The sequence below is a fragment of the Flavobacterium sp. I3-2 genome, assembly GCF_013389595.1.
In the GTDB taxonomy this organism is placed as follows: Bacteria; Bacteroidota; Bacteroidia; order Flavobacteriales; family Flavobacteriaceae; genus Flavobacterium.
Genome location: NZ_CP058306.1, coordinates 3370279 through 3396241 on the forward strand (window position 1 = coordinate 3370279; position 25963 = coordinate 3396241).

At 29.5% G+C, this 25963-nt stretch carries 14 protein-coding genes and 1 pseudogene; 13 read left to right on the forward strand and 2 right to left on the reverse strand.

The features are described from left to right. Positions 1–10 precede the first annotated feature (10 nt). Positions 11–3001 carry a SusC/RagA family TonB-linked outer membrane protein gene (locus HW119_RS15875; RefSeq protein ID WP_255497936.1) on the reverse strand — a complete coding sequence of 997 codons (2991 nt, stop codon included), beginning with the start codon at positions 2999–3001 and terminating at the stop codon, positions 11–13. Positions 3002–8766: 5765 nt separating this feature from the next. Between HW119_RS15875 and HW119_RS15880 the strand changes: the two genes are divergently transcribed. The 10 genes from HW119_RS15880 to HW119_RS15925 all read left to right on the forward strand — a co-directional run bounded on the left by HW119_RS15880 (position 8767) and on the right by HW119_RS15925 (position 18347). Beyond that, entirely contained in the window at positions 8767–8988 is a 222-nt protein-coding gene (locus HW119_RS15880; protein WP_177766230.1) for a hypothetical protein, read from the forward strand. A gap of 41 nt (positions 8989–9029) precedes the next feature. Beyond that, a complete protein-coding gene (locus tag HW119_RS15885) occupies positions 9030–9458 on the forward strand; it encodes a 2-dehydro-3-deoxyphosphooctonate aldolase (RefSeq protein ID WP_177766233.1) in 429 nt (142 codons plus the stop codon). Between the two features lie 28 nt (positions 9459–9486). After that, positions 9487–9843 carry a hypothetical protein gene (locus tag HW119_RS15890; RefSeq protein ID WP_177766236.1) on the forward strand — a complete coding sequence of 119 codons (357 nt, stop codon included), beginning with the start codon at positions 9487–9489 and terminating at the stop codon, positions 9841–9843. Positions 9844–9893: 50 nt separating this feature from the next. Continuing rightward, positions 9894–10937: a nucleoid-associated protein gene (locus HW119_RS15895; RefSeq protein ID WP_177766239.1), complete on the forward strand. Its 1044-nt coding sequence runs from the start codon at positions 9894–9896 to the stop codon at positions 10935–10937. Continuing rightward, the gene (locus tag HW119_RS15900) at positions 10930–12276 is read left to right on the forward strand and encodes a hypothetical protein (protein ID WP_177766242.1); all 1347 of its coding nucleotides are present in this window, start codon (positions 10930–10932) and stop codon (positions 12274–12276) included. The genes HW119_RS15895 and HW119_RS15900 overlap by 8 nt, the downstream gene beginning before the upstream one ends. Positions 12277–12337: 61 nt before the next feature. Next, positions 12338–12550, forward strand: a complete 213-nt coding sequence (locus HW119_RS15905) for a YodC family protein (protein ID WP_218620376.1) — start codon at positions 12338–12340, stop codon at positions 12548–12550. Between the two features lie 22 nt (positions 12551–12572). Then, complete coding sequence (locus tag HW119_RS15910; protein WP_177766248.1) at positions 12573–14075, forward strand: AAA family ATPase; 1503 nt, start codon at positions 12573–12575, stop codon at positions 14073–14075. Continuing rightward, complete coding sequence (locus tag HW119_RS15915) at positions 14072–14923, forward strand: HNH endonuclease (protein ID WP_177766252.1); 852 nt, start codon at positions 14072–14074, stop codon at positions 14921–14923. The genes HW119_RS15910 and HW119_RS15915 overlap by 4 nt, the downstream gene beginning before the upstream one ends. Positions 14924–14985: 62 nt before the next feature. Continuing rightward, entirely contained in the window at positions 14986–17139 is a 2154-nt protein-coding gene (locus HW119_RS15920) for an AAA family ATPase (RefSeq protein ID WP_177766256.1), read from the forward strand. 287 nt (positions 17140–17426) lie between these two features. Continuing rightward, complete coding sequence (locus HW119_RS15925; protein ID WP_177766260.1) at positions 17427–18347, forward strand: DUF5677 domain-containing protein; 921 nt, start codon at positions 17427–17429, stop codon at positions 18345–18347. 191 nt (positions 18348–18538) lie between these two features. Here the strand turns inward: HW119_RS15925 and HW119_RS15930 are convergent, their stop codons facing one another. Continuing rightward, a complete protein-coding gene (locus HW119_RS15930; RefSeq protein ID WP_177766263.1) occupies positions 18539–19186 on the reverse strand; it encodes a DUF6266 family protein in 648 nt (215 codons plus the stop codon). 1905 nt (positions 19187–21091) lie between these two features. Between HW119_RS15930 and HW119_RS16800 the strand changes: the two are divergent. The 3 genes and pseudogenes from HW119_RS16800 to HW119_RS15940 form a co-directional block, all read left to right on the forward strand. Then, a pseudogene (locus HW119_RS16800) lies at positions 21092–21292 on the forward strand (hypothetical protein); the annotation flags it as partial. A gap of 218 nt (positions 21293–21510) precedes the next feature. Next, positions 21511–23055: a T9SS type A sorting domain-containing protein gene (locus tag HW119_RS15935; protein WP_177766267.1), complete on the forward strand. Its 1545-nt coding sequence runs from the start codon at positions 21511–21513 to the stop codon at positions 23053–23055. An 8-nt stretch (positions 23056–23063) separates the two neighbouring features. Beyond that, positions 23064–25961: a hypothetical protein gene (locus tag HW119_RS15940; protein WP_177766270.1), complete on the forward strand. Its 2898-nt coding sequence runs from the start codon at positions 23064–23066 to the stop codon at positions 25959–25961. Positions 25962–25963 lie beyond the last annotated feature (2 nt).

Consider the following 25963-nt stretch of genomic DNA (forward strand, 5'->3'; position numbering starts at 1 on the left):
TTAATTTTTTTTAAAATTGGAAATTAAAACCAAAAGCTATAGTTCTCATATTTGGTACATATCCACCCATACTTTCAGGGTCTAGCCCCCAATATTTGGTAATAGTTATTAAATTATTTGCTTGTGCGTAAACGTTTAACGATTTGTTTTTCAACCAATCACCTCCAACTTTATATTGCAATTGCAAACTTTTTAATCGGATGTAAGATCCATCAGTAATTACACCTGTACTATTTTTGAAATTTTGATTTGCTTGAATTGCAAGTGTATTCTTACCACTTGTAGGTATTTGGTATTTTGCATCTTTGTTGTCTGGAGTAAAATAATCAATTGAACGATCTGTTCTATTTTCTGCCATACCTAGATAGCCTGAATAATAGTCTGGAGAGTTTACCTTTTGGCTTACAAATTGCCATAAAAAACTAATTGACCACGATTTATAAGTAAAACTATTTTGGAAACCTGCAATATACTTTGGGCCAACATTACCTATAGCCGTTCTATCATTTGCATCAATAATTCCATCATCATTTACATCTTCAAACTCATACAAACCAGTTTCGTTATTTATTCCAACATAATTAAAAAGCTTTCTCATGTGAATAGATTCTCCTATAACATATTGATTTTTATAAGTTGATTCTTCTAAATTTGGAAAAGCAATCAGTTTGTTTTTAGGAATTGATACATTTATATCTGTTGTCCATCTAAAATTGGTTTGAGAAACGTTCAATGAGTTTAGTGTAAATTCCCATCCCGTATTTTCTACTGTTGCTTGCAAATTGGCTTGTACACTTGTAAAACCTGTAGTACCAGGTAACGGAATACCCACCAATTGATTCGAAGAACGGTTACGATACCAAGCTATTGAGGTTGATAACCTCCCTCTTAAAAATTCAAGTTCAAGAGCCGTTTCTAGTTTTTTATTGCTTTCCCAACTAAAATCAGGATTAAATAAACGTATGGGCTCTATTCCAATAATTCCATCATATTGATATCTACTGATTCCCATATTGTCTAAATACTGATAATCTCCTATTAAATCGCTACCTGTAATACCGTAACTTGCTCTTAGTTTTCCAAAACTTAACCAAGACGATTTATCAAATACATTTTCTCTACTAAACAACCAAGCGGCACCAACAGCTCCAAAATTCCCCCATTTTTTACCTGGCCCAAAACGGCTGGAACCATCTCTACGTCCGGTTAGATTTACAATGTATTTATCATTATAGATAAAATTAAATCTTCCATAAATTGCGGCATAACGGTATCGTGATTCTGTATCACGAATGATATCAACAATAGTTGCATTTGCCAAATTATAAATGAAATCATCTGTGGTAAAACCACCTGCGTCAAGACGCATACTTTGTGCTTTTCTTTCTTCAAAGGTTGTTCCTATCAAAAAATTAATTTTTGCTTTATGCAAATTTAACTCCCAATGCAATTGTGGTTCAACAATCCAACTTGATCGTTTACTTGTACTATAAGACAATATAGAAGAGTCACTGCCAATACCATAACCTGGGTTATACATTTTAGAAGGTGCTGTACGCCATTCATCAACAGAAGCTTCATTGAATCCAGTATTCAATCGAAATGTAAATTGATCTGTTAACTTATAATCCATACCTAATTGACCATTACTATCATTTGATTTAAAACGATATTCTGCATATAAATTAGCTAAAGGATTCTCAAAGGTGTTGTTTTCCCAATTTAAATTACCGTCTGCATCATACAAGTCTGGTGCATTTGGAGATAGAAATATTTTATTTGAAAAATCTGTAGCCATCAAATTATTTTTCTGAAAACTTTTTAATATGCTGACTCTTATTGAAAAACGATCGTCTTTTGATTGATGGTTTACATTTAATCCAAAATTTGTTCGTTTATAACCATAATCACCCGGAAAAACTGTTTCGTCTTTTCGATGTCCTGCATTAATCAAGTAATTGGTTTTACCAGAGCCTCCACCAATTGAAAATTGCGTACTCTGTGATACTGCCTTACCACCCAAAAACTTTTTTTGCCAATTGGTGTACTTATTCTCATCCCAAGTACCATTTACATCATAAGCATCTGCAGGTAAATCTATAATACCATCATTCGCATAAGCATCTTTACGCATCTTTAAATATGCTTCAGTATTCATTAAATCCATATATTTGGCTACAGTACTCACTGAAGTAGTCGATTGAAATGAAAATGTGGTTTTATCAGAATTACCTCTCTTAGTTGTGATCAATACGACGCCATTACTACCACGAGAACCATATATAGCCGTTGCATCGGCATCTTTTAATACCTCAATACTTTCGATATCATTAGGGTTGATACTATTGAGTGGACTCACATTACCAAAAGGCATTACAAATGATGATATCCCATTATCAGAAATAGACTGCGAAGCATAGGGTACACCATCAACGATATACAAGGGCGCATTTCCCTCGGTTCTTAAACTATTGCGCCCTCTTATTTGTATATCGAAGCCACCGCCAGGGACACCACTATTCTGCGTAATGTTTACCCCTGCCATACGTCCTTGCATAGCGGCCAGTGGGTTGGCAACTGGTTGTTGACCAATTTCTTTTGCGGTTATTTTACTTATACTACCGGTGCGTTCTTTGTCTTTTACGGTATAATAGCCCGCATTAATTACCAGTTCATCTAAAGTGTTTTCATCTGCTACCAGTGTAACATTTAAAGTGCTGGTTTTTACAGTAAACGTTTGCGGTTTGTAACCTAAATAATCAAAAGTTACTTGGGTATTTAATGGAATTTGAATGGTATAGAATCCCAATTCGTTGGTTTGGGTACCATTTTCGGTATCGGTTTGCCACACGTTTACTCCAGCTAGTGGACCGTTGGCATCTTTCACTACTCCAGATAGAGTCAGTGTTTTTTCTTGTGCGTAGGTTTTTAAACTACACAACAGCATAATTAGCACGTACGTTAGGGGTACGGTTAGTGCTGTAAAAGTAATTTTTTTCATACTTTTGTAATGTTAATTAATAATTCGAGTTGATTAATATTTATCTCCCTGATGTGAGCGCCAACTTTACTCAGGGGGATTTTTTTTTCCTGCAAGGTCTTCAAAACCTTGTAGGTATATGATTTTATTTAATTTTTATTTTCAAATTCTAGAGTTTACAATAATTATGTTTTTAATTCATTTTGTTCATTTTGCCTTGATACAGCATTTGTTTTTTTGAGTTGTTTTGGTTTTAATAGTACGTTTTAGATTGTTACATTTTGCTTTAACTTTTGGCTTGATCCAAAAGTTACAAAAGATCAAGACTGCAAATAGAAATACTAAAAATGCGCACATTTTTCTAAATCATTTGAAACTCGCTTTTTCAAAGCTTCAAACAGCAAATGATTCTTAACGAAAATTGTTTCATTTTCTTAACGCATTTCTATTTGATGTCGGTTTTACGACTCTACAAAATAGAATGTTTTGTTTTATTTAGGGCGATTTTGCGATTCTACTCAATAAATTATTTTGTTTTATTTGAGTTCGGATTTTACGATTCTGCGGAATATTTAATTTCATTTTTAAATCTTCAAACTTTCAAATTTGATTCTCTGTTCCCCATTCTCATTTCCCTAAATAAAATCTACCAAACCACGACTTTCGAAATGAAAAATTACCTATCTATTATGAATAATGAAAATTCTGTGATTTGGTTATTTTGCTTGTTTTAATCAGTTAATTAATATTTATCTCCCTGATGTGAGCGCCAACTTTAGTCAGGGGGATTTTTTTTTCCTGCAAGGTTTTCAAAACCTTTTAGGTATATGATTTTTTTTAATTTTTATTTTCAAATTCTAGAGTTTACAATAATTATGTTTTTAATTCATTTTGTTCATTTTGCCTTAATACAGCATTTGTTTTTTTTGAGTTGCTTAGGTTTTAATAGTACATTTTAGATTCTTATATTTTATTTATTCTTTTTGATAACCCCAAAAAGAAACAAAAAGGGTTTTCGACGCAGTATTTTAACGATCTACTACGGTTTATTTCTAAAAGTAACCAGACTTGCTTCGCTTCGAACAGAGGTTACTTTTTTACGAAATTGCACCTTGTAGATTCTCGTCAAAATTCTGTATGTCGGGTTTGCGATTCTACTTAATATTTTGTTTTGTTTTCAATGAACGTTTTTGTTTGTACTTCATATTCTATTATGTCATGTTGGGTGTACCAGGCATCGCATCAAGCTTTTTATATATGTTTTGGTTTTATAATATATTAAGATTATTATAATTCACTCTTTCTTTTACCTTCTCTTTGTTATTTTTAAATTAGGGAGTCGGTGAACCTTCGGTTTGGCTTGATCCAAAAGTTACAAAAGATCAAGACTGCAAATAGAAATACTAAAAATGCGCACATTTTTCTAAATCATTTCGATCTTGCTTCGCTTCAAATACAAGCCTTAATGACTTAACTATTTACACTGAAAGTGAAAGGCGTCGTATTCATGAGAACCAAAACAAATATAAACGCTCGAATAATCAGCGAATTGATTTTTAACGAAAATTGTTTCATTTTCTTAACGTATTTCTTTTTGATGTCGGTTTTACGACTCTACAAAATAGAATGTTTTGTTTTATTTAGGGCGATTTTTCGATTCTATTTATTAAATTGTTTTATTTGATATCTGGTTTGCAATACTGCTGAATAGTTGATTAATGCTTTTTAGTTTGGTATTACAAAATAGTAGAATAACGTATTATTATAAATTTCTTGTGAGACTCCTTGTCAAGCAAGGAGTGACAGTAAATAAACTATTCACTATTCTTAATTCTCAATTCCCCTTTCACTATTAACTAATTACTAATAACTATTTCCAAATATTCATTATCTTTGATTATCTACTTCAAGTAAAATCTTTACATTTTCATTTGATAAAAAATCTAATAAACTTTAAAATATTAGATAAATAAACTATAATTTAATCTTTTACCTTAAAAACCAATTCATGCTCTATATACGCTTTAAGTACGCTCTACGTACGTAGCATCTATACTGTTGGTATTTAGAATATTTTTCGGTTTTGCTTTTTTATTTTTTTTCCCTTTTCCTCATTCTCCACTCCCTAAAAAGAGCTTCCGTACACAGCTAATCTGTCTCAACAATAAACCTAGCGGGTTAAACTTTATTTTTATCATAACTGTGTACTTTGCTCTGCAACTAACTAAATAATTAATATATGAGTGTTTTTCTTCTTTAACTTTAGGCTGTAAACTGTAAGCCGAATTCTAAATCGGAATATCATTTTCAAATCTTCAAATTCAGTTCCCGATTCTCTTTTTCTTATTCCCTATTCCCTATTACAATGAACGTGTTTTGTTTGTACTTAATATTCTATTATGTCATGATGAACTGGTTACTGAGCTTCGTCGAAGTACAGCATCGCATCTAGTTTTTCAAGTGTTTATTTTAGATTTATAATTCTATTTGTTCTTTTACCTCTTCTTTGTTATTTTTAAATTAGGGAGTCGGTGAACCTTCGGTTTGGATTACCCCCAAAAGAAACAAAAGGGGTTTTCGACGCAGTATTTTAACGATCTACTACGGCTTATTTCTAAAAGTAACCAAATACAAGCCTTAATGACTTAGCTTTTTAAAATACACGTGTAAGGCGTAGTATTCATGAGAAACTTGAAAAAATATTAACACTCGAATAAACTTGCTTCGCTTCGGACAGAGGTTACTTTTTTACGAAATTGCACCTTGTAGATTCTCGTCAAAATTCTGTATGTCGGGTTTACGATTCTACTTAATAATTTAAACTGCTTTTTCAAAGGGTTTTGATTCTACCTTCTGACTACATTTGGTTATTATAGTACGTATTACAATTTCTTATCTTTTTTCTTCTTCTTTAAATGCACTAAAGAAGCAAAGTGCTCCGACGCAGTCTAAATACGGTCTAAAGGGTTTCGAACACTAAATCAAAAGAACTCACTTCGTTTAAACACCTTTTGATTTTACGCTTTTCTCAACTTTTAGACACTCGTATTTTGACTGTATGTCGGGGTTTGCGATTCTGCGGAATATTTAATTTTATTTTCAAATTATTACATTTTCAAATTAGCTTCCCGATTCTCTTTTCCCAATTCCCGATTCCTTATTTTACTTATTCGCCTCATTACTCGTTACCCATTACTTGTTACTAATTACAAATTCACTTACCTTCTAACTTCCTAACCTGAATACTCCATTTTCAAATTCAATTCCCTATTTCTCTACTTCCCCATTCCCTAAACAAAACCTCCCAAACCACGACTTTCTACAATTATAAACCTACTTATGAAATGATATTTTATTTGCGTGGTTTGATTGGTTATTTTTTTTTAAGTAAACAATTGCGGAAAATATACTTTGTTGATGAAGTATAGATAATGTAAATCTCTATTTTACGCATTTTCTGAATGATTGTGAAACCTTATTTGAATTGGTTTCGTTCAATATTATGCTTTAATTTTTAGGCTTTATTCCGAATTCTAAATCGGAATATCATTTTCAAATCTTCAAATTATTACATTTTCAAATTAAATATTCATTTTAAGCTTTAGGCTATATGCTGGGTTTTTAATCACAATATCATTTTCAAATTCAATTCCCTATTCTCTTTTTCTTATTCCCTATTACAATGAACTTATTTTGTTTTACTTAATATTCTATTATGTCATGATGAACTGGTTACTGAGCTTCGTCGAAGTACAGCATCGCATTTAGTTTTTCAAGTGTTTATTTTAGATTTATAATTCACTCTTTCTTTTACCTCCTCTTTGTTATTTTTAAATTAAAGTGTCGGTGAACCTTCGGTTTGGATTACCCCCAAAAGAAACAAAAGGGGTTTTCGACGCAGTATTTTAACGATCTACTACGGCTTATTTCTAAAAGTAACCAAATACAAGCCTTAATGACTTAGCTTTTTAAAATACACGTGTAAGGCGTAGTATTCATGAGAAACTTGAAAAAATATTAACACTCGAATAAACTTGCTTCGCTTCGGACAGAGGTTACTTTTTTACGAAATTGCACCTTGTAGATTCTCGTCAAAATTCTGTATGTCGGGTTTACGATTCTGCTGAGTATTGATTTTGTTCTTTCAATGAACGTATTTTGTTTGTACTAAATATTCTATTCTGTCATGCTGTACTTGGTTTACTACGTACAATTCACAAGCTCGGGTCAGCATCGCATCTAGTTTTCAAGAGTTTGTTATGGTTTTAATAGTACGTACTCGTTTTGGTATTTTATTCTGTTCATTTTGCCTTGATGCAAAACGAACCAAAAGATCAAGACTACCAAAAGAAATTCTAAAAATGCGCGCATTTTGCTAAATCATTTTCAAATACAAGCCTTTATGACTTGACTATTTAAGCTGTGCGACTAAGGTGCAGTATTAATGAGAAACTTTAAAAAATATTAACGCTCGAATAATCTTGCTTCGCTTCAAATACAAGCCTTAATGACTTAGCTATTTACACTGAAAGTGAAAGGCGTCGTATTCATGAGAACCAAAACAAATATAAACGCTCGAATAATCAGCCAAATGATTTTTTACGCAATAAGCTTCATTTTCTTAACGTATTTCTTTTTGATGTCGGGTTTCGATTCTGCGGAATATTTAATTTTATTTTCAAATTATTACATTTTCAAATTAGCTTCCCGATTCTCTTTTCCCAATTCCCAACTCCTTATTATACTTACTCAGCTCGTCACTTGTTACTCGTTACTTGTCACTAATTACAAATTCACTTACCTTATAACCGTCTAACTTTATAATTTTCTAACCGAAATACTTCAAATTCATTTCCCGATTCTCTTTTCCCAATTCCCTGTTTCGTATTATACTTACTCACCTCGTTACCCGTAACTTGTCACTAAATACAAATTCACTTACCTTATAACCGTCTAACTTTATAACTACCTAACCGAAATACTTCAAATTCAGTTCCCGATTCTCTTTTCCCTTTTTCCTACTCCTTATTATACTTACTCAGCTCGTCACCAGTTACCTTGTCACTCGTTACTAATTACAAATTCATTCCCTATTCACTATTCCCCTTTTCACCAAACGTTTTCCTTAAAAAACTACTGATTTTTATCTATTTTATAGAAACCTTTCCCCCTTGTAAAACTTATTTTAAAAAATATCTAACAATATGTTTGTAACTTCTAAAAAAAGCCTCTATTTTTAAAGTGCGAATTTAAAGACATAGAAGACCTTGTTGAAAAAGTTAAAACGTTTTCAAAATGGTGGTTTGTACACGTATTTAGTGGTTTGTATGGGCAATACCTGTTTAACTAAACGGTGTACGTTGTTTACAAGGGTAAAAAGGTAGCTTAAGTTTTAAGGAGGTTGGGTTACGGAGTTTAAAAAATTCGTTCTCATAATTTATAGTTTTTGGGTTTATGGAACGATGTACTCTAGGGTATGAAGATACTTTGCACAAAAAAAGGCAAGGCGGTTTCACACTTTAGTACCGAGGGCGACCAAACCCGACTTAAAATAAATTTAAGCTTCTACCTAAAGCATATGTGAAAACCGCCCATGCCGTATGCGAAAGTACAAAACTTTTTTGAGACATGGAGCGATCTCACGATACTCTCGATAGAAAATTGGTCGTTTCGGTTCGAGATTACATCGTTTAATTATGACTAAAACAGTCTAATTATCAATTCGCTAATACAAATATAATAAAATAATTTACAATTCGGATAAATATCCGATATATTTTTTTAACATGAGAGATGAGAATAGAAAAATAGTAGATTTCATAAAAGAAAAATACGCTGACCCTATGAATAATAACAGCAAATTTGCAAAAGAAAATGGAATTGATGAAAAGACTGTTAGAAAAATCAGAGAGGATCTAGAATATAGAATTGGATTATCTACAATAATTAGAATATGCAAAAATAACAGAATAACACTGGCAGATTTTTTTGAGAAAGTAGGAATCTAGTCCCAATTCAAAATTTATATTATAAAAATAAAATTACAGTTATGAAAAAAATTTCTTTTATTGGAATGACATTGTTATTTATTGCATGTACACCTATTAGAAATACAAATATTAAAACCAATTTATTAGACAACAATACTTTTGAGTTATCCGAGATATCTACTGATGCTACCTACGGAACAGAAAAAAATCCAATTCAAGTAGGTGGAGTAGCTTCTAATGAAGGACCAAAAAATGAACGCAGATTTTTAAATGCACTTGCGGGTCCGAATGGTGAAGCTGTTACCTATTTTAGAGCTGGTAGCTGTTGTCCTATTAAAAGTAAAAACGATCCCTTTGGAAGTGGTAGCGTTATGCTAGACAATTATCGTGTTACTTGGCAAGGTGCAAAAGATACTGTTTCGATATATATAAATATGTATGATTCTGGAACATTGAAGGCTCCTAAAGGTTTTACAATAAAAAAATAAATAGCACCAAACTAATAACTACTCTTATATGAAACACCTACTACTCTATTTCTTTATCATTATATCTTCTTTTAGCTATGCTCAAGAAAGCTCTAAAGATTTAAATGAGATTAAAACATTAATAATCAAAGAAACGCAAACCGAAGGAAAATTAGACTTCTTTACACCTATAAAAGGAAAAGAATACGATGGCTACCAAATAAAACCAGGACTTGTCGCTACTTATAGTGAAATGGCTTTATACAATTGGGCTAAATCTGCAAAAGAATTAGGAATTGATGATTTAGAAGAATTGTATACACTTTATAGTGAAGCTCGAAAAAAAGGAATTAATCCGATGGAAAAGGAACTTTTAAAGATGGGGTTTAATAAGGAGTTAGATTAAATATAGTATAAGAAAAAACCGAAAAAAACTTAATAAACACTTATGAAAACATGGAAATAAAGATAAATAAATATATAATACACCTCTTAGAGAAAGAAGCTAAGAAAACTGAAACAACCTTGGATTTCTCAAATGATGTGATGGAAAGTGATGAATTTTCAATTGCTTTAATGACTGAAGTTCATAAAGCAATAACAGAAAGTAGCTCACTTAAAAACACACATTTTAAAGATAATGAATCCAATAACTTTACTAATAGTTTAATAGACTATTTATCTACTGACGGAGAAGATGATTTTTTTACATTTTCTAAGAGTCTTGAAGATTTAAAAGCAAAAATTGAAAACGAATCATTTGCGACAGGTGGATATTATTTGTTTGTAGATTACTTTGTTGATGGTAAAAGATTTATAGGAGTGATATTACTAAGAAAGAAATCAGGCATCAATATTACTAAAGTTGGAAATACTTATAAATTAAAAACTTCCGAAAATATAAATATTGATAAAATTGCTATGGCTGCGAGACTGAATCTTGAAATATATAGCGATACTGAAGATAAAAGAAATTATTTAGCTTTAATTACTACACAACAAAACGGTGTTGTTTCTAAATATTTTAGAGAATGGGTTTTAGCAGCTGGTTATATCAAAAACACTTTAAATACCGCAAATTTGGTAATGATTATTAAATCCATAGATTTACCTATTGATGAAAATGGTAATAAAAGGTATAATAATCATAATGAGTTTAAAAAAGCTGTTTACGAATATGCTAAGTCAAGAGCTAATAGAGTTGTAAATTTAAAAGATATGGGAAGGCATTTTTATGGAGATGATAAAGAACTCACATTTTTGAATTTTGCAGTGGATAATAATATCATTTTAGATCCTGAATTTGTTAGAGATTCGGCAAAATGGAAAACTTTAGTCACAATAAGAGCTAGAGTTGAAGGTGTTGAGCTGAATGTTGATTATAATAAGATAAATAAAGACGATGTTGTTATAGAAGAAAATAGAATTGTTATAAACTCAAAAACATTAGTAAATCAAATAAACAAGCAATATCAATTGGTAAATGGAGATAATGGATGATTTTGATAAACTTAAAGCGTTTTTAACTGTTTTTACAAATGATATAGAAGCAAAATCTATAAATTATGACGGTCATAAAATTAGTTTCACAATTACTGAAAATGATCGAAAAAGCTATAACATCACACTTTTTAGAGAGATATTTAGTAAAGTTGATATACTCCTTAAAAATAGAATCGAGGTTGTACTATCATCTTTAATTTTAAAAAAAACTTTTATTTATTGGGGGATTGAAGATTTTTTTAATGGTTTTGAAAAATGGCAAGAAAATTTTAATAAACAACTAATTTTAGTGCTACAAGAAACCGGCAAGCCTATTTTGAAAAATAAAGAAGAGGTATTTTCCGTTGAAAAATCAATAATTTTCAATTATTATGTCTATCGAAAAATATTAAATTATTTTAAACAAAATCTCTTATTCACTACACTAACAAATGAAACTAATAATGAATTTATAATTGTAAGTAAAAATAATGGAGTTTATCATATTGGTTATAAATATAGAGAAAAACGTGTAAAAAATCTGGAGGATTTAGAACCTGTCTATCAAGAATTAACACTTTTATTTGAAAAAAAAGAGTTTATTCAATTCTTTAAAGAAATCGTAACTAACTCTGGAGTTCATCTAAAAGATAAAAATGATCGTTTTTTCGAAATCATTCAAAATTTAAAAATGCTTTTAAATTTAGCCGAAAAAGATTATGAAAATTATGTCTTAGACTTTGGTTTTGAAAAAATTAAATCTAAATTTAAAGAAGAACGAAATAAATATTTCGAAAGTCTGGAGAAAAATATTGAAACTGTAAATAAACAAGTTTTTGCTTTTCCTTTAACTTTCAGTGCAGCTGCTTTTGCAAGCTACCAAGTAAAAGATAAATTTTGGATATTAGGATTAATACTTACCGCCTATGTTTTTTATACTATAATAGCCTTTTACATTCTGCATATGGTTAGTTATAACATTAAGTGTTTAGATCAAGATGTGAATAAAGAAGAAAATGAAATAAAGAATACTTATAACAAATTATACTCTGATTTTCAAGACGACTTCAAAAAAATCTGGACTAAGATTTCCAAGCTTAAGACACTAATTATTATTCTGAAAATAATATTAAGTTCGCTATTGATATTATTCATTATATATTCATTAATACAAATTGCAAAACCTGCAATTGAAATTAATAATCAAAAATTACAAGTCCATATACAAAAATTTGAAGTTTATTCACAAAAAAAATGTGATTCAATTGAATTAACAAAGACTAAGATAGAAGAAAATAAAGATAGTTTGATTACAAAATCTAAATATAGAACAAACTCTAAACGAAATGTTAAATAAAATAGTAGCATATTTGAACGTTCTACTAAGCTAAAAAATTTTGACAAAATACTATATGAATATGGAAATTAATATTGGAGATATTGTACAATTAATTTCAGGTGGACCTGAAATGTCTGTACATGATATTTTTGGAAAAACAACAACAAAACAATTTACTCTAGCATATAAAACAGCAGGTCATACAGATGGTGAAATTATTTGTAAATGGTTTTCTGGTTCTAAACTGGAAACGGGCTTTTTTAAAATAGAAACATTAAAAAAAATAAGATAATTAAAATTAAATACGTCATTTGATGGAACAATTTAAATTTCTTGTTACCAACTCTTTTGGTGACTTTCCTGAAAACACAAAAAATACGATTCTTCTTAGTATAAATAACTGGAATGATTTCGGTTATGTAACTCTTTTTGGTATAAACTATGTAAATTATCAAGGAAAAGTTGACGAAATTGGTACAGTAAGAATTGCAAGAGTTCAACAAAAAATAGGAACTGTAGAAAGAGTTTTAAATATTGGTGATACATTTGAGAAGTTAGATAAAAACTTTTTTTCTTTAGGGACTGAAGATACTTATTATGATAATTTGAATTCAATTTCTGAAGAGTTAAAAGATTTTGTTCTCTATGCTTTAAATGATATAGCAATTGATGATCAACAACTAAATAGAGTTATTAATGAAGAAGTTACTCAATTTTCGTTACTGAGGGATTTATCTTATTCTACAGTTGTCAATCAATTTAGAAGAATAGCAAATGGAGGTGCCCGATTAACAAATTATAGCTTTATTTATTCTTTACCAAAACCACAACGCCAATCTATTGAATTTAACATAGTTGCAGAACAAAATCCTCCTACAAATATTCATACTATAATAGGGAGTAATGGTGCGGGAAAATCACATTTGCTCAACAATATGATTATTCACCTTTTAAATCCACAAAATTTTTTAAAAGAAGGAAGTTTTACATTCAAATCTTATAATCAAAATGAAAATTTCTCGAATTTAATCTGTATATCGTTTAGCACATTTGATGAATATGATTTTCAATCAAAGAATAGTACATCAGGTATAAAGTATCATTATATAGGATCTAAATATGTAAGTGAAGATAAGCATCATACAATTAATAATTTTGCTGAAGACTTCACTACAAGTATCGAATCTGTTTTAAATACCAAAAAAATTAACAGATGGAAAAGTATTGTTATGGAACTAGAAAGTGACCCAATTTTTAGAAGTGAGGATTTTATAGGGTTCATTACTGACAACAACTTTGAAATGATTAAAGATAGTTTAAACCAAAAATTTAGAAGGTTAAGTTCCGGACACAAAGTAATTTTATTTACTATTACTAAGATGGTTGAATTATTACAAGAGAAAAGCCTAGTGTTTTTTGATGAGCCTGAAACGCATTTACACCCACCGTTACTTTCTTCTTTTATTAGAGCATTATCTAAATTACTGATTAATAGAAACGCAGTATGTATCATGACAACTCATTCACCTATCGTATTACAAGAAGTTCCAAAATCTTGTATATATAAACTTACAAGAATGGGAGAGTTTTCAAAATTTGAAAGACCGCAAATAGAAACCTTTGGTGAAAATATTGGTGTCTTAACTAATGAAATATTTGGTTTAGAAATTACTGAAGCTGGTTACTATAAACTACTGAAGGAAATTGTTTCTGAAAATGATAATTACGAAGGAGCATTACATAGTATAAACGATAAACTTGGAATAGAAGGAAAATCTATTTTAAGAAGTCTATTTTATGACAAATTGAAGAAATGAAAAACATAACAAGACCAACTGAAACTATAAATGATATTTTAGATATTTTTTTAAATGATCGTCCAAGGCAACAGACAGTTTCGGAAATTGATTCTAATAGAACAGCACTGATAGCGTTAGAAAATCAATATATAACAAAAACACAAGATAATACACTATACGAAATTTCGAGAGGAATTCCCGCTTCTATTACATTAACTGAAGAATCTCTGATAAGATATTACGAATATAGGATGCTAGAAAGAGATAATGGCAGAAATTTCTATGACAAACTTTTAATATCTGTACCATATAATACTTGTCCATATTGTACAATAAAAAATGTTACTACTATTGATCATTTTTTGCCAAAAAGTAAATATCCTTTTTTATCCGTTACCCCTACTAATTTAGTACCAAGTTGTAGAGATTGCAACACAGATAAAAAAGTTAGCTATCCAACAAATAGAGATAATCAAACATTTCATCCCTATTTTGACATAGTTGATAACGAACCTTGGATTATTGCAGAGCTACTAAGAGCAGAACCATTAAGTTTTCATTTTAAAGTTCAACGAATACCTACATGGGATGATAATAAATATAGTCGTTCACTAACTCATTTCGACGCATATAAAATAAATGAGCTTTTCTCTAGTGAAGCAAATAATGAATTAAGAGGTAGGAGATTATTTTTTAAAAGACATATTCAAAGGAATAGAACTGAACTTATAGATCATTTAAATGAAACTTATCAAAGTTACCTGGATAGTTTTGGATTATTAGATTGGAGAACAGTAATGTACCATTGCTTAATAAACGATGATTGGTTTTTAGATGGATGTGCAGGAAATAACTATTTTAATTAAATTTCACAAAATAACATAGCTTGTTGCAAAAGCTTGTTAAACAAAATATTATAATTACACTTATGAAACAACTTGCAATTGATCTGGAACATTGTTTCGGTATTGGTAAATTTGAGTATGAATTCGATTTTTCCAAATTGAATTCTTATTTACTTTACGCCCCTAATGGAACGATGAAAACGTCATTCGCTAAGACTTTTGATTTAGTTTCTAAAAAGAATGTACCTAAAGATCTTGTATATGGTAAAAAATCAAAATATGATATAGTTGTAGATGGAAATACAATTAAACCTTCAAAAATTTTAGTTATAAACGCGGAAGACATTACATTTGATGCAACAAATAAAATAACTTCATTTATTGCTAGTAAAGAACTTAAAGAACAGTATGATACAATTTATACAGAGTTAAACACAGCCAAAGATGATTTACTAAAGCAACTAAAAAATATATCTAGAAGTACTGACTGTGAAGGAGAATATACTTCGACTTATAACAGTGGTAATTTCTTTGAGGTACTATCTAACAATATAAACGAATTAAAAGATGATTTTGAAAAAACACCATTTAAATACAATGAAGTTTTTGATAATAAAGGAAAAGTAAAAGAATTTATAACAAAGAACGAATCACTACTTGATGATTATATAACAAATTACAATAGCCTTATATCATCGTCGAAATTATTTAAAATTTCAAATAATACTTTTGGTACACAACAAGTAAATGAAATCATTAAATCAATAGAAGATAATGCTTTCTTTGATGCAGGACATAAATTTATTTTAGAAGATGGTACGGAAATTAAAAATTCTGAAGAATTAAAAAAATTAGTTCAAGAAGAAATTGAAAAGATTTTTGCTGACCAAAAACTTAAAGCATCCTTTGACAAAGTAGATAAAGCTATTGGTGCAAATGCTGAACTTAGAACATTCAAAAAAGTTATTGAAGAAAATAATACTTTATTAATTGAATTAAAAGACTATAATGGGTATAAAAAGAAAGTATGGACAAATTTTCTTTCTGAGATAAAGAAAGAGGTTACAGATCTTTCAAAATTATATGAAGAAAAAAAAGTTACCCTAGAAGCAATTATTGCAAAAACTAATGAGGAAATTGAATTATGGAAAGAAATCACAAAGAAATTCAATGATAGATTTTATGTTCCATTTGAAGTTAATATAGCTAATAAACAAGATGTTTTATTAAAGCAAGAAACAGCAAATTTAGAGTTTGTTTATAAAGATGCAAATGAACCTGATGTAAAACAAACCAAAGAAAACCTTTTAAAAATATTAAGTAAGGGAGAACAAAGAGCTTATTTTATATTACAATTTTTATTTGAAATTGAATCTAGAAAATTACATGATACTCCTACACTTTTAATTTTCGATGACATTGCTGATTCATTTGATTACAAAAATAAATACGCAATAATTGAATATATTAAAGAATTACATGATTCTGATAAATTTAAATCTATCATCTTAACTCATAACTTTGATTTTTATAGAACTATTGCCTCAAGATTAGATTTACATAAAAATTGTTACATCGTAACAAAAAATGAATCCAAAGAGATTACTTTAAAAACAAGTAACTATACGAAAGTAATTTTTAAAGAACTTTTAGATCAAGTCCATACTGATCCTAAAGTATTTATTAGCTTAATTCCTTTTGTACGTAATATAATTGAATATACAGATTCCAGCAAATGTAATGATTATTCAATGCTTACAAATTGTTTACATATTAAAGATGTAACAGATACAATCATCTTAAAAGATATAATTGAATTATATAAAAGTAGACTATTAAAGTTACATGGTAAAGTTTTTGATTTTGATGAAGATTATAACCTATTAGCGTTCATATATGGTGTAGCAGATGACATTCTTAAAGAAACTAATATTGACGGAATCATTTTAGAGAACAAAATTGTTTTAGCAATTGCATGTAGGTTAAAAGCAGAACAATATATGTTAAATAAATTACCTGAATTAGATATAAGTAAATTAGGTCATAACCAAACTAGAGAACTGTCCAATAAATACTTATCAGCTTTTCCAAAAAGCGTTAACAAAGTATATATTGATAAAATTAATTTAATGACACCCGAAAATATTCATTTGAATTCATTTATGTATGAACCACTAATAGACATGTCCATTACTCATTTAACAAAACTTTACTTTGATGTAAAAAATATGAACTAGTGTAACATATTTTTTAATTTATTCTTTATATTCGCACTGCATTACAAAAATTCATGAAGATTTAAAATTATGGCTTAATAATTTAAATTCATATATCATGAAAAAATGTTTTGTATGTGCTGGTAGGAAACCAGTATTTGTTAGAGCCTATACTAGAATGCGCTACGGCCGTTTAGAAAATGTAACTCAACATTGCAGGTCATATCCTGGTCAGTTATCATTATTCTAGAAGCTAAGTTTAATTACTTAGCTTCTTTTTTAGAAATAACTCTTTCATACCACCAAATATGTCGAATGCTCTTATAAATAGAAGTAATGATCAAATACCAGATATATTATCAAACTATTCTGGCATGCTTGACAAATTGACTGATATGTCATCTAACCTTCTGTTATCACACTTAGAATCTAATTTATCGGGAGATGAAAAAATAGTTCCATGTCTTTTTTTTAGAAATATAATAGAATATGCTGATTCTATATCCATTCTTCTTAAAAACTCTTCTATTGAACCTATTAAAGCATTAAATAGAATTTTACTTGAGAATGTTTTTCAACTCGATTATTTATTAATAAAAGATACTGATAAAAGATCTTTCAACTTTTTAGTTTGGTCAATTAAAAATGATATTAAGAATTATAAAAAACTAAAATCAGACACTTTAGAAAATGAAACTTTCAAAAGTAAATTTACTAATGATAAGCTAATTAAAAGTTATTCAACTGTAGAAGGAATAAATGTGGATAAAGCACTTTCGAATTCAGCTGATATTTTAAAACAACCCGGATATAAAGAATCTGCTATTGAATATGAAAGATACTATAAGAAAAACAAGGTATTCAATTGGTATTCGATAGATAGTGGATTAAGAAATATTAAAGAGTTAGCAGATTCTTTAAAGATGGAAATTCATTATGACATATTCTACAGAACACTATCTAACAACATTCATGGTATGGATGTGATAAAAGGTAAACTATTAAAAGGCGAAAATAACAACTTAGTATATATATCACAAATTAGAGAACCTATTAACGCTCAAAATGTACTACAAGAAACATTAAACTTTTTAATGACAGCTACATTAATTTTTTTACATCAGCTTTTACCTCATAAAAAGAATGAATTCACAGAATGGTATATAAACAATTTTCAAGAATTTTATAGTAATCTTCAAAATATGAGAGATTATAAAGTGTCAAAATAATAATTATATCTAAGAGCTCATTATGCTCATAAAAAGAGACCTAATCTACAAAGACAATAAAGACGAAACAGACCGTATTGACCGATACTATGAGTAAAGGCTTAAATTTATTTTTTAACTTATTAGAAATAAAGTAAAATAGATTACAAACTAAAAAGCTCTTAAATTAATTTTCAAGAGCTTTTTTACATTTAAGTAACTGTTACTGTACCCAGGTAAACAGAATTTGAAGTTTTGGTTTGCTCTTGGTTTATAAAAGCGATCCAAACGTGCATTTGTATGCCTTGATACCTTGAGAGTAAAGTTAGTTCATAATTTTCTTGGCTGCGATCTATGTTTGTTGTAAAAAAAAGGGTATTGTTGTTTAATGCCTGATCTTCTGCCAATAAAACCACTAAAGTATCGTTTTCTGCAGGGGTGCCTTGTGCATTGTTGTCCCACGAAATTTCAATGGTTAATGCAGACGAACTAGCTAGCCCAATTGGACTTGGAATAAGTCCGTTGCCTTTTGCAAACTGAATTTCTGCATAGTTGGGTGTTATGGTTAGCGTGTCCATATCGCAAACCAATGCTTTTAGCACACTGGCTGTGGCTTGGTTATAGCACGATTTCATACCTATTTTTGTACCAAAGTGCATTTTTGCAAATTCTTTATAGCTTTGTACAAAGAGGATGCTTTTTAAAAAACGATCTTTAATTAGGTTTTGTTTTGCTGTTGGTGGTTTTGTTGATTTTTGAGGTCGCATTCTTAAAATTTCTTGTCCGTTTACGTTGGCTACTACCACCCTGCCTATTCTACCGGTTGAACCTGAAATAATGCTGTCTGTGATTTTTCCCATGATTTTAATTTTTAGTTGTTATTAATGTTACGAACTTAAAACATTAATGCATTGGATATTTTTTTGTGAACACTTACGTTTGAATTTGGTTATTTACGAACTGGTTTGACTAAATACGAACTGGTTTGGTTGATTTTAGACGTATTTATTCACTTTTAGTGTTTTGTATTGGTTGACTGTTGGTTGTGGTGGGTTAAACCACGATAAACATTGGTTTTTTGTTGGGTTTGTATTGGGTTTGTGGTGGGTTTGTGTTGGGTTTGTGTTGGGTGGGGCTTATTATGTACAATTCACAGGGTCGGGTCAGCATCGCATCTAGTTTTCAAGAGTTTATTTTAGATTTATAATTCTATTTGTCCTTTTGGATTACCCCCAAAAGAACGAAAAGGGGTTTTCGACGCAGTATTTTAACGATCTACTACGGCTTATTTCTAAAAGTAACCAGACTTGCTTCGCTTCGGACAGAGGTTACTTTTTTACGAAATTGCACCTTGTAGATTCTCGTCAAAATTCTGTATGTCGGGTTTACGATTCTGCTGAGTATTGATTTTATTCTTTCAATGAACGTATTTTGTTTGTACTAAATATTCTATTCTGTCATACTGTACTTGGTTTACTAGGTACAATTCAAAAGGTCGGGTCAGCATCGTATATAGTTTTTCAAATGTTTATTTTAGATTTATAATTCACTCTTTCTTTTACCTCCTCTTTGTTATTTTTAAATTAGGGAGTCGGTGAACCTTAGGTTTGGATTACCCCCAAAAGAACGAAAAGGGGTTTTCGACGCAGTCTAAATACGGTCTAAATGGTTTTGAACGCTAAATCAAAAAGGTCTTGCTTTTTCAAAGCTTCAAATACAAGCCTTAATGACTTGGCTATTTACACTGAGCGTGTAAGGCGCAGTATTCATGAGAAACTTAAAAAAATGTTAGCACTCGAATATTCAGCCAAATGATTCTTTACGCAAAAAGCTTCATTTTCTTAACGTATTTCTTTTTGATGTCGGGTTTTCGATTCTACTGAATATTTAATTTCATTTTCAAATCTTTAAATTTTGAAATTCGATTCCCGATTCTCTTTTTCCCTATTCCCTATTCTAATGAACGAGTTTTGTTTGTCCTAAATATTCTATTATGTCATGTTGAACTGGTTGCTGAGCTTCGTCGAAGTACAGCATCGTATATAGTTTTCAAGAGTTTATTTTAGATTTATAATTCACTCTTTCTTTTACCTTCTCTTTGTTATTTTTAAATTAAAGTGTCGGTGAACCTTCGGTTTGGATTACCCCCAAAAGAAACAAAAGGGGTTTTCGACGCAGTATTTTAACGATCTACTACGGCTTATTTCTAAAAGTAACCAAATACAAGCCTTAATGACTTAGCTTTTTAAAATACACGTGTAAGGCGTAGTATTCATGAGAAACTTGAAAAAATATTAACACTCGAATAAACTTGCTTCGCTTCGGACAGAGGTTACTTTTTTACGAAATTGCACCTTGTAGATTCTCGTCAAAATTCTGTATGTCGGGTTTACGATTCTACTTAATATTTTATTGTGTTTTCAATGAACGTTTTTGGCCTGTACTTCATATTCTATTATGTCATATTGAACTGGTTGCTGAGCTTCGTCGAAGTACAGCATCGTATATAGTTTTCAAGTGTTTGTTATGGTTTTAATAGTACGTACTCGTTTTGGTATTTTATTCTGTTCATTTTGCCTTGATGCAAAACGAACCAAAAGATCAAGACTGCAAAAAGAAATTCTAAAAATGCGCGCATTTTGCTAAATCATTTTCAAATACAAGCCTTAATGACTTTACTATTTAAGCTGTGCGACTAAGGCGCAGTATTCATGAGAAACTTAAAAAATTGTTAGCGCTCGAATAATCAGCTTTTGATTTTACACTTTTCTCAACTTTATGATCAGTTTATGATAAGAAGAAATTATACTAAAACTTTTTCAGGAATATAAAACAAGACCCGAGAGCTTGCTTGAACTAGCGAAGCTATTTTGACTAAAATTACAGCTCTTACATCTATTCAATGTCTTAATAAATTTGTCTTTTATAGAAATATAAACAATTTAAAAATTAATCGCGTTGGATAATACACTACAAATAAGAACCTATATCAGAATACACTGCCCCCAAAAAAGTTATACACTATTTGGGGGTATTTTTATGAAAAGAAAATTAAATCCTCAATGTGTTTTTCAAAACATAATTTCAGCTACTAAAACATTTTAAAAATCATGGTTTACCACTACTCTACATCAAATATTATAAAGTATTTTCGCCATTTTATTTTTAAAAAATCAAACCTATTATGAAACAAAAACTACTCTTTATACTCTTTGGAGTATTAAGTTTTTACAGCTATTCGCAAAAAATTTTATGGGAAAAGACAATGGGAGGTAAATATTCCGAGTATCTTTTCGACATGACACCAACTCCAGACAACGGTTTTATCTTAGCTGGAAGTTCACTCTCAAACAAATCAGGTAACAAGACCAAAGACGGTAATGGGAATCTGGATTATTTCATTTGGAAAATGGATAAAGATGGCGAAGAAGAATGGCAACTTTCCTTCGGAGGGTCCAATGCTGATATTCTAAAAAACATCATTTCAACAAGTGATGGTGGATACATGTTAGGCGGTTATTCAAACTCTGACAAATCAGGAGATAAAACCGATACGTTACGAGGTAAAAATGATATTTGGCTTGTTAAACTTAATGCAAAAGGTGGTATTGATTGGCAAAAAACCATTGGTGGTAATGGAGATGATAAGCTTGTTCAAATTAAACAAATCAAAGGTGGTGGATATTTAGTTGTTGCGAATTCTAATTCTACTATCTCAGGTGAAAAGCAAGACAAAAATTTAGGTGGTCTGGACTATTGGGTACTAAAGCTTGATAAAACAGGTAACATCATTTGGCAAAAAACGTTTGGCGGAATTTATAATGATGAAGTAAAATCTGTACTGTTAACAAAGAATGATGAAATTATTATTGGCGGAAGTTCCAATTCTCCCATCAGTGAATTCAAATATTTTGACACCAATGGAGGTTTTGACTTTTGGATTTTAAAATTAGATGCCGAAGGTAATTTAAAAAATCAAAAAGTATTTGGTGGTGAATCAGATGATTTTTTGACTGATATAATTGAAACAGAAAAGGGTTTTATCATTGCTGGCACCAGTTCATCTAATGGAGGTGGAAACAAATCGGTCAATTCTGAAAAGTTCAATGATTTTTGGGTTATTAAAACTGATTTTAATTTCGAAAATGACGAACAATTTACATATGATTTTAAAGGTGATGACTATTTAACTAGTATAATTTACGATTCTAACTCCGATGAGATTTTATTAGGTGGTTATCAAATGGATGAGAAGACTTTTAAGAAAAGTTACATTTCGTTAATTGCTAACGCTAAAGGTGAAGAAATTTGGAATAAAAAACTCTCTACTGATGGAAGCGATTTGCTAAGAAAAGTTACTCAAACTAGAGACGGAGGTTTTGTATTTGCAGGTAATTCTAACGGAAAAATATCAGCTGACAAAAAAAGTTCACAAGGACGTGATGATTACTGGATAGTGAAATTAAAATCTAAAGAGAAAGAAAAGGAAACAGAAATCAAATTAGAAGCCTTTCCTAATCCAACCGAACAATACGCAAACATTGTTATCAATCATGAATACACTGAAGGAACACTAAGTATTGTCGATTTAGCAGGACGTATTCTTCATACGGAAACTATTTCTTATGATATGGTACCTATCGATTTAGGAAACTATCCTGTAGGAATTTATGTAATTCATGTTAAAACAGACGTTTTTAACGGTTCCGTTAAAGTAATCAAAAAATAAAATAATTTATGAAATATCTTATAAAAATATATTTTTTACTAATTACATTGAACGTTTTTGGACAGACCATGTATGAAGCGTCAAGATCAAATTCAACGATTTTAAGTAGTATAGATACACCAGTCAATTATGTTACTGGAATCCCAGATATAAATATAGATTTATTCAATGTACCAACTGTAAATTCCAATTTTAACTTAAATCTAAATTTAAATTATGATTTATATTCAAACTCATCAGCACAATATACCACAAATCAATTTGGAGATACATGGAGATTATCTATTCTACCTAAAATCACAAGAATAAGTAATAGAACAACCAATTTCCATTATGGACAAGAACCTAAAATGACGGATGAAAAATATTATGAAAACAACCTTAATAATGATTTAAACTATCCTGACACTTTCAATTATGATATTTTTGGATTATCAGGAAAATTTTATTTGAAAAAAGAAAATAATAATTTTATTGTACAAATAATCGAACAAAATGATTTTGCTAAGATAAATGCACATATAAATATAGAAAGCAATGTTGATGGTTTTTTAAAATTCAAAACAAACTCATTTTCGATTACTGATAAAAATGGTTTGAAATATGATTTTGAACTTTTTGACTACTATATTTTTGAAGGTTCTGAAAAATACACTACAGATTTTCATCTGACAAAAATTACAGACAAATATAATAATCTTATATGTGATTATGAATATGAAATTTATGGTTCAAGAAGACTTCCAAGTCCAATTACTAAAAATTATCAGAACATTAGACACAGAATAAAAAAAATAACAATTAATAAAATTGGGTCAATAAATTTTTCAAGAATTACTACTAATCAAGATCAAATAACTTTTATAAAACCTAATAATTCAATTTTAAAAAATATTTTATTAAATTATAATCAAGTCGTAATAAATACATCAAATGGGGATTGGAGTAAGAAAATATTGAAAAATATTGAATTTTATAATATTTCAAATTACATTGAACAAAAGTACACCTTTGAATACAATACTAGAGAAATTAAAAATATTGGATTAACACCTCATGGCTTTCTAGTGAATTTAGATCCTTGTTTTAGTAGTGATTATGCTGCATTTAAAGAAAATTTATATTTCGACCATCTTGTTTTAAAAAAAATAAAGTATCCAACTGGAGGTTGCGTTTTTTTTGAATTTGAACCAAATGATTTTAATCTTTCAGAAAGTTTTAATAGTGGTGAATTAAATATTTTTTTACAAAGATACAAACAATTTAATTCCGAAAACTTCGTCATTGAAAATGTACCTTTAGAACATGATCCATTAAATAATCGCTATAAATTAAATTATCAAAATTTTGAAAACTCTGATGGATTTGTATATGTAAATTATGCAGGAACTTATTATAATGATAATAATGGTATTCCTACTCTACCAGGACAAGGAGGTTATAATCAAATGGTTTTTCCTAAATTAAAAATATATGGTTTTTTCCTAAATGCAGATTACTCGGCTAGTTTTGGTAGCCTTCAAAAAACCTTGACCCAAACAGAAACATTATGTAATTTAGGTTACAGAATACCGATGTATAATACTAAATATTCATTAGTTTATGATGCTGGACATCTAAATTCTTATTCATCTATTACAGCAAAGGCCAAAATATACAATGAAGGTACAATTCAAAAACACCTATATGCCAACGGATTAAGAATAAAAAAGATAACAACTTTTGATAGCAATGTAAAATTAACACATTTTAACAATGGGATAAATTCCGAAATTCCTACTAATCAAGTAGCATTCAATTATAAAAAATTTAATGATGTAAACTCAAGTAGCGGACAAACAAAACATTCTTCAATAGATTCACCGTCTAATGATTATGAATTAAAAAATTATTCGGATTTAATTTTATATAAAAATGTTTCCATTAAAACTTCTGGTTTAGGTTCAATTGAATACACTTTTGACAATCCAAATTATACAACCGGCAGTAATTCAAATAATTTTCCAAATAATTCATTTATAAAAAAACTTCCAACCAAGATTGTTAAAAAAGACGAAACTGGAAATATTGTAGAAGAAAATATCTTTTCAAGAACATTTAAAGAATTTAACCCGAATGCTTCTGGAATTAATAAGCAACCCATCATAACTTACGAGAAAGTAATCAATCGTAATTATGTAAATGGTAATTCAACTCCTTTGGAATTGATTACTGAAAGCACCTTTGATACGATTTCTCGAAATTTAACTTCTAAAAAAATCATTAATTCTCTTTTAAACGAAACTTTTGAGGAGCAATATACCTATGTAAAACATAACGATTCGTATTTGCCTAAAACTATAAATAAATTTAAGAATGGCATAGCTTTAAATCGTTCAGAAAATTTTTATTCACTAAAAAAGTGTGCTGTTATTGGTAGACCAGTGTCATCATTATATAATTTAATTAGAACAGAAATTGCAAAAGCAAATCTTCCGTTAGAAATAGAAAATGAATACACTGTGTATTCTTGTGATGGCAAGCTTCAGGAATATAAAACCAAAGACGGAGTTTATGTCTCTCAAATTTGGGGATATAATGGAGCCTTTGTAATCGCTGAATTACATAATATAAGATATTCTGAAATTAACGTACAAACATTAACAAACTTAATTTCAGCTAGTAATTTAACTGATCTTAATTACAATGAAAACAACATTCGCAACTTTGTTGATAATTTACGTACCACACATCCAGATGCGAAAATAAAATCTTACACCTTTAATCCATTAGTAGGCATGACGTCTATGACTGATGTTAATGGTAGAGACGAATTTTATGAATATGATATTTTTAACAGGCTTTACCGTATCAAAGACCATAGTGGATTGATTTTGAAAGAATATAATTATAACTATAAAAACTAATC

Bases quoted from the DNA above. Each gene is read 5' to 3' on its own strand.
- HW119_RS15875 (WP_255497936.1), bottom strand. From the start codon at position 3,001: ATGAAAAAAATTACTTTTACAGCACTAACCGTACCCCTAACGTACGTG.
- HW119_RS15880 (WP_177766230.1), top strand. From the start codon at position 8,767: ATGAGAGATGAGAATAGAAAAATAGTAGATTTCATAAAAGAAAAATAC.
- HW119_RS15885 (WP_177766233.1), top strand. From the start codon at position 9,030: ATGAAAAAAATTTCTTTTATTGGAATGACATTGTTATTTATTGCATGT.
- HW119_RS15890 (WP_177766236.1), top strand. From the start codon at position 9,487: ATGAAACACCTACTACTCTATTTCTTTATCATTATATCTTCTTTTAGC.
- HW119_RS15895 (WP_177766239.1), top strand. From the start codon at position 9,894: ATGGAAATAAAGATAAATAAATATATAATACACCTCTTAGAGAAAGAA.
- HW119_RS15900 (WP_177766242.1), top strand. From the start codon at position 10,930: ATGGATGATTTTGATAAACTTAAAGCGTTTTTAACTGTTTTTACAAAT.
- HW119_RS15905 (WP_218620376.1), top strand. From the start codon at position 12,338: ATGGAAATTAATATTGGAGATATTGTACAATTAATTTCAGGTGGACCT.
- HW119_RS15910 (WP_177766248.1), top strand. From the start codon at position 12,573: ATGGAACAATTTAAATTTCTTGTTACCAACTCTTTTGGTGACTTTCCT.
- HW119_RS15915 (WP_177766252.1), top strand. From the start codon at position 14,072: ATGAAAAACATAACAAGACCAACTGAAACTATAAATGATATTTTAGAT.
- HW119_RS15920 (WP_177766256.1), top strand. From the start codon at position 14,986: ATGAAACAACTTGCAATTGATCTGGAACATTGTTTCGGTATTGGTAAA.
- HW119_RS15925 (WP_177766260.1), top strand. From the start codon at position 17,427: ATGTCGAATGCTCTTATAAATAGAAGTAATGATCAAATACCAGATATA.
- HW119_RS15930 (WP_177766263.1), bottom strand. From the start codon at position 19,186: ATGGGAAAAATCACAGACAGCATTATTTCAGGTTCAACCGGTAGAATA.
- HW119_RS15935 (WP_177766267.1), top strand. From the start codon at position 21,511: ATGAAACAAAAACTACTCTTTATACTCTTTGGAGTATTAAGTTTTTAC.
- HW119_RS15940 (WP_177766270.1), top strand. From the start codon at position 23,064: ATGAAATATCTTATAAAAATATATTTTTTACTAATTACATTGAACGTT.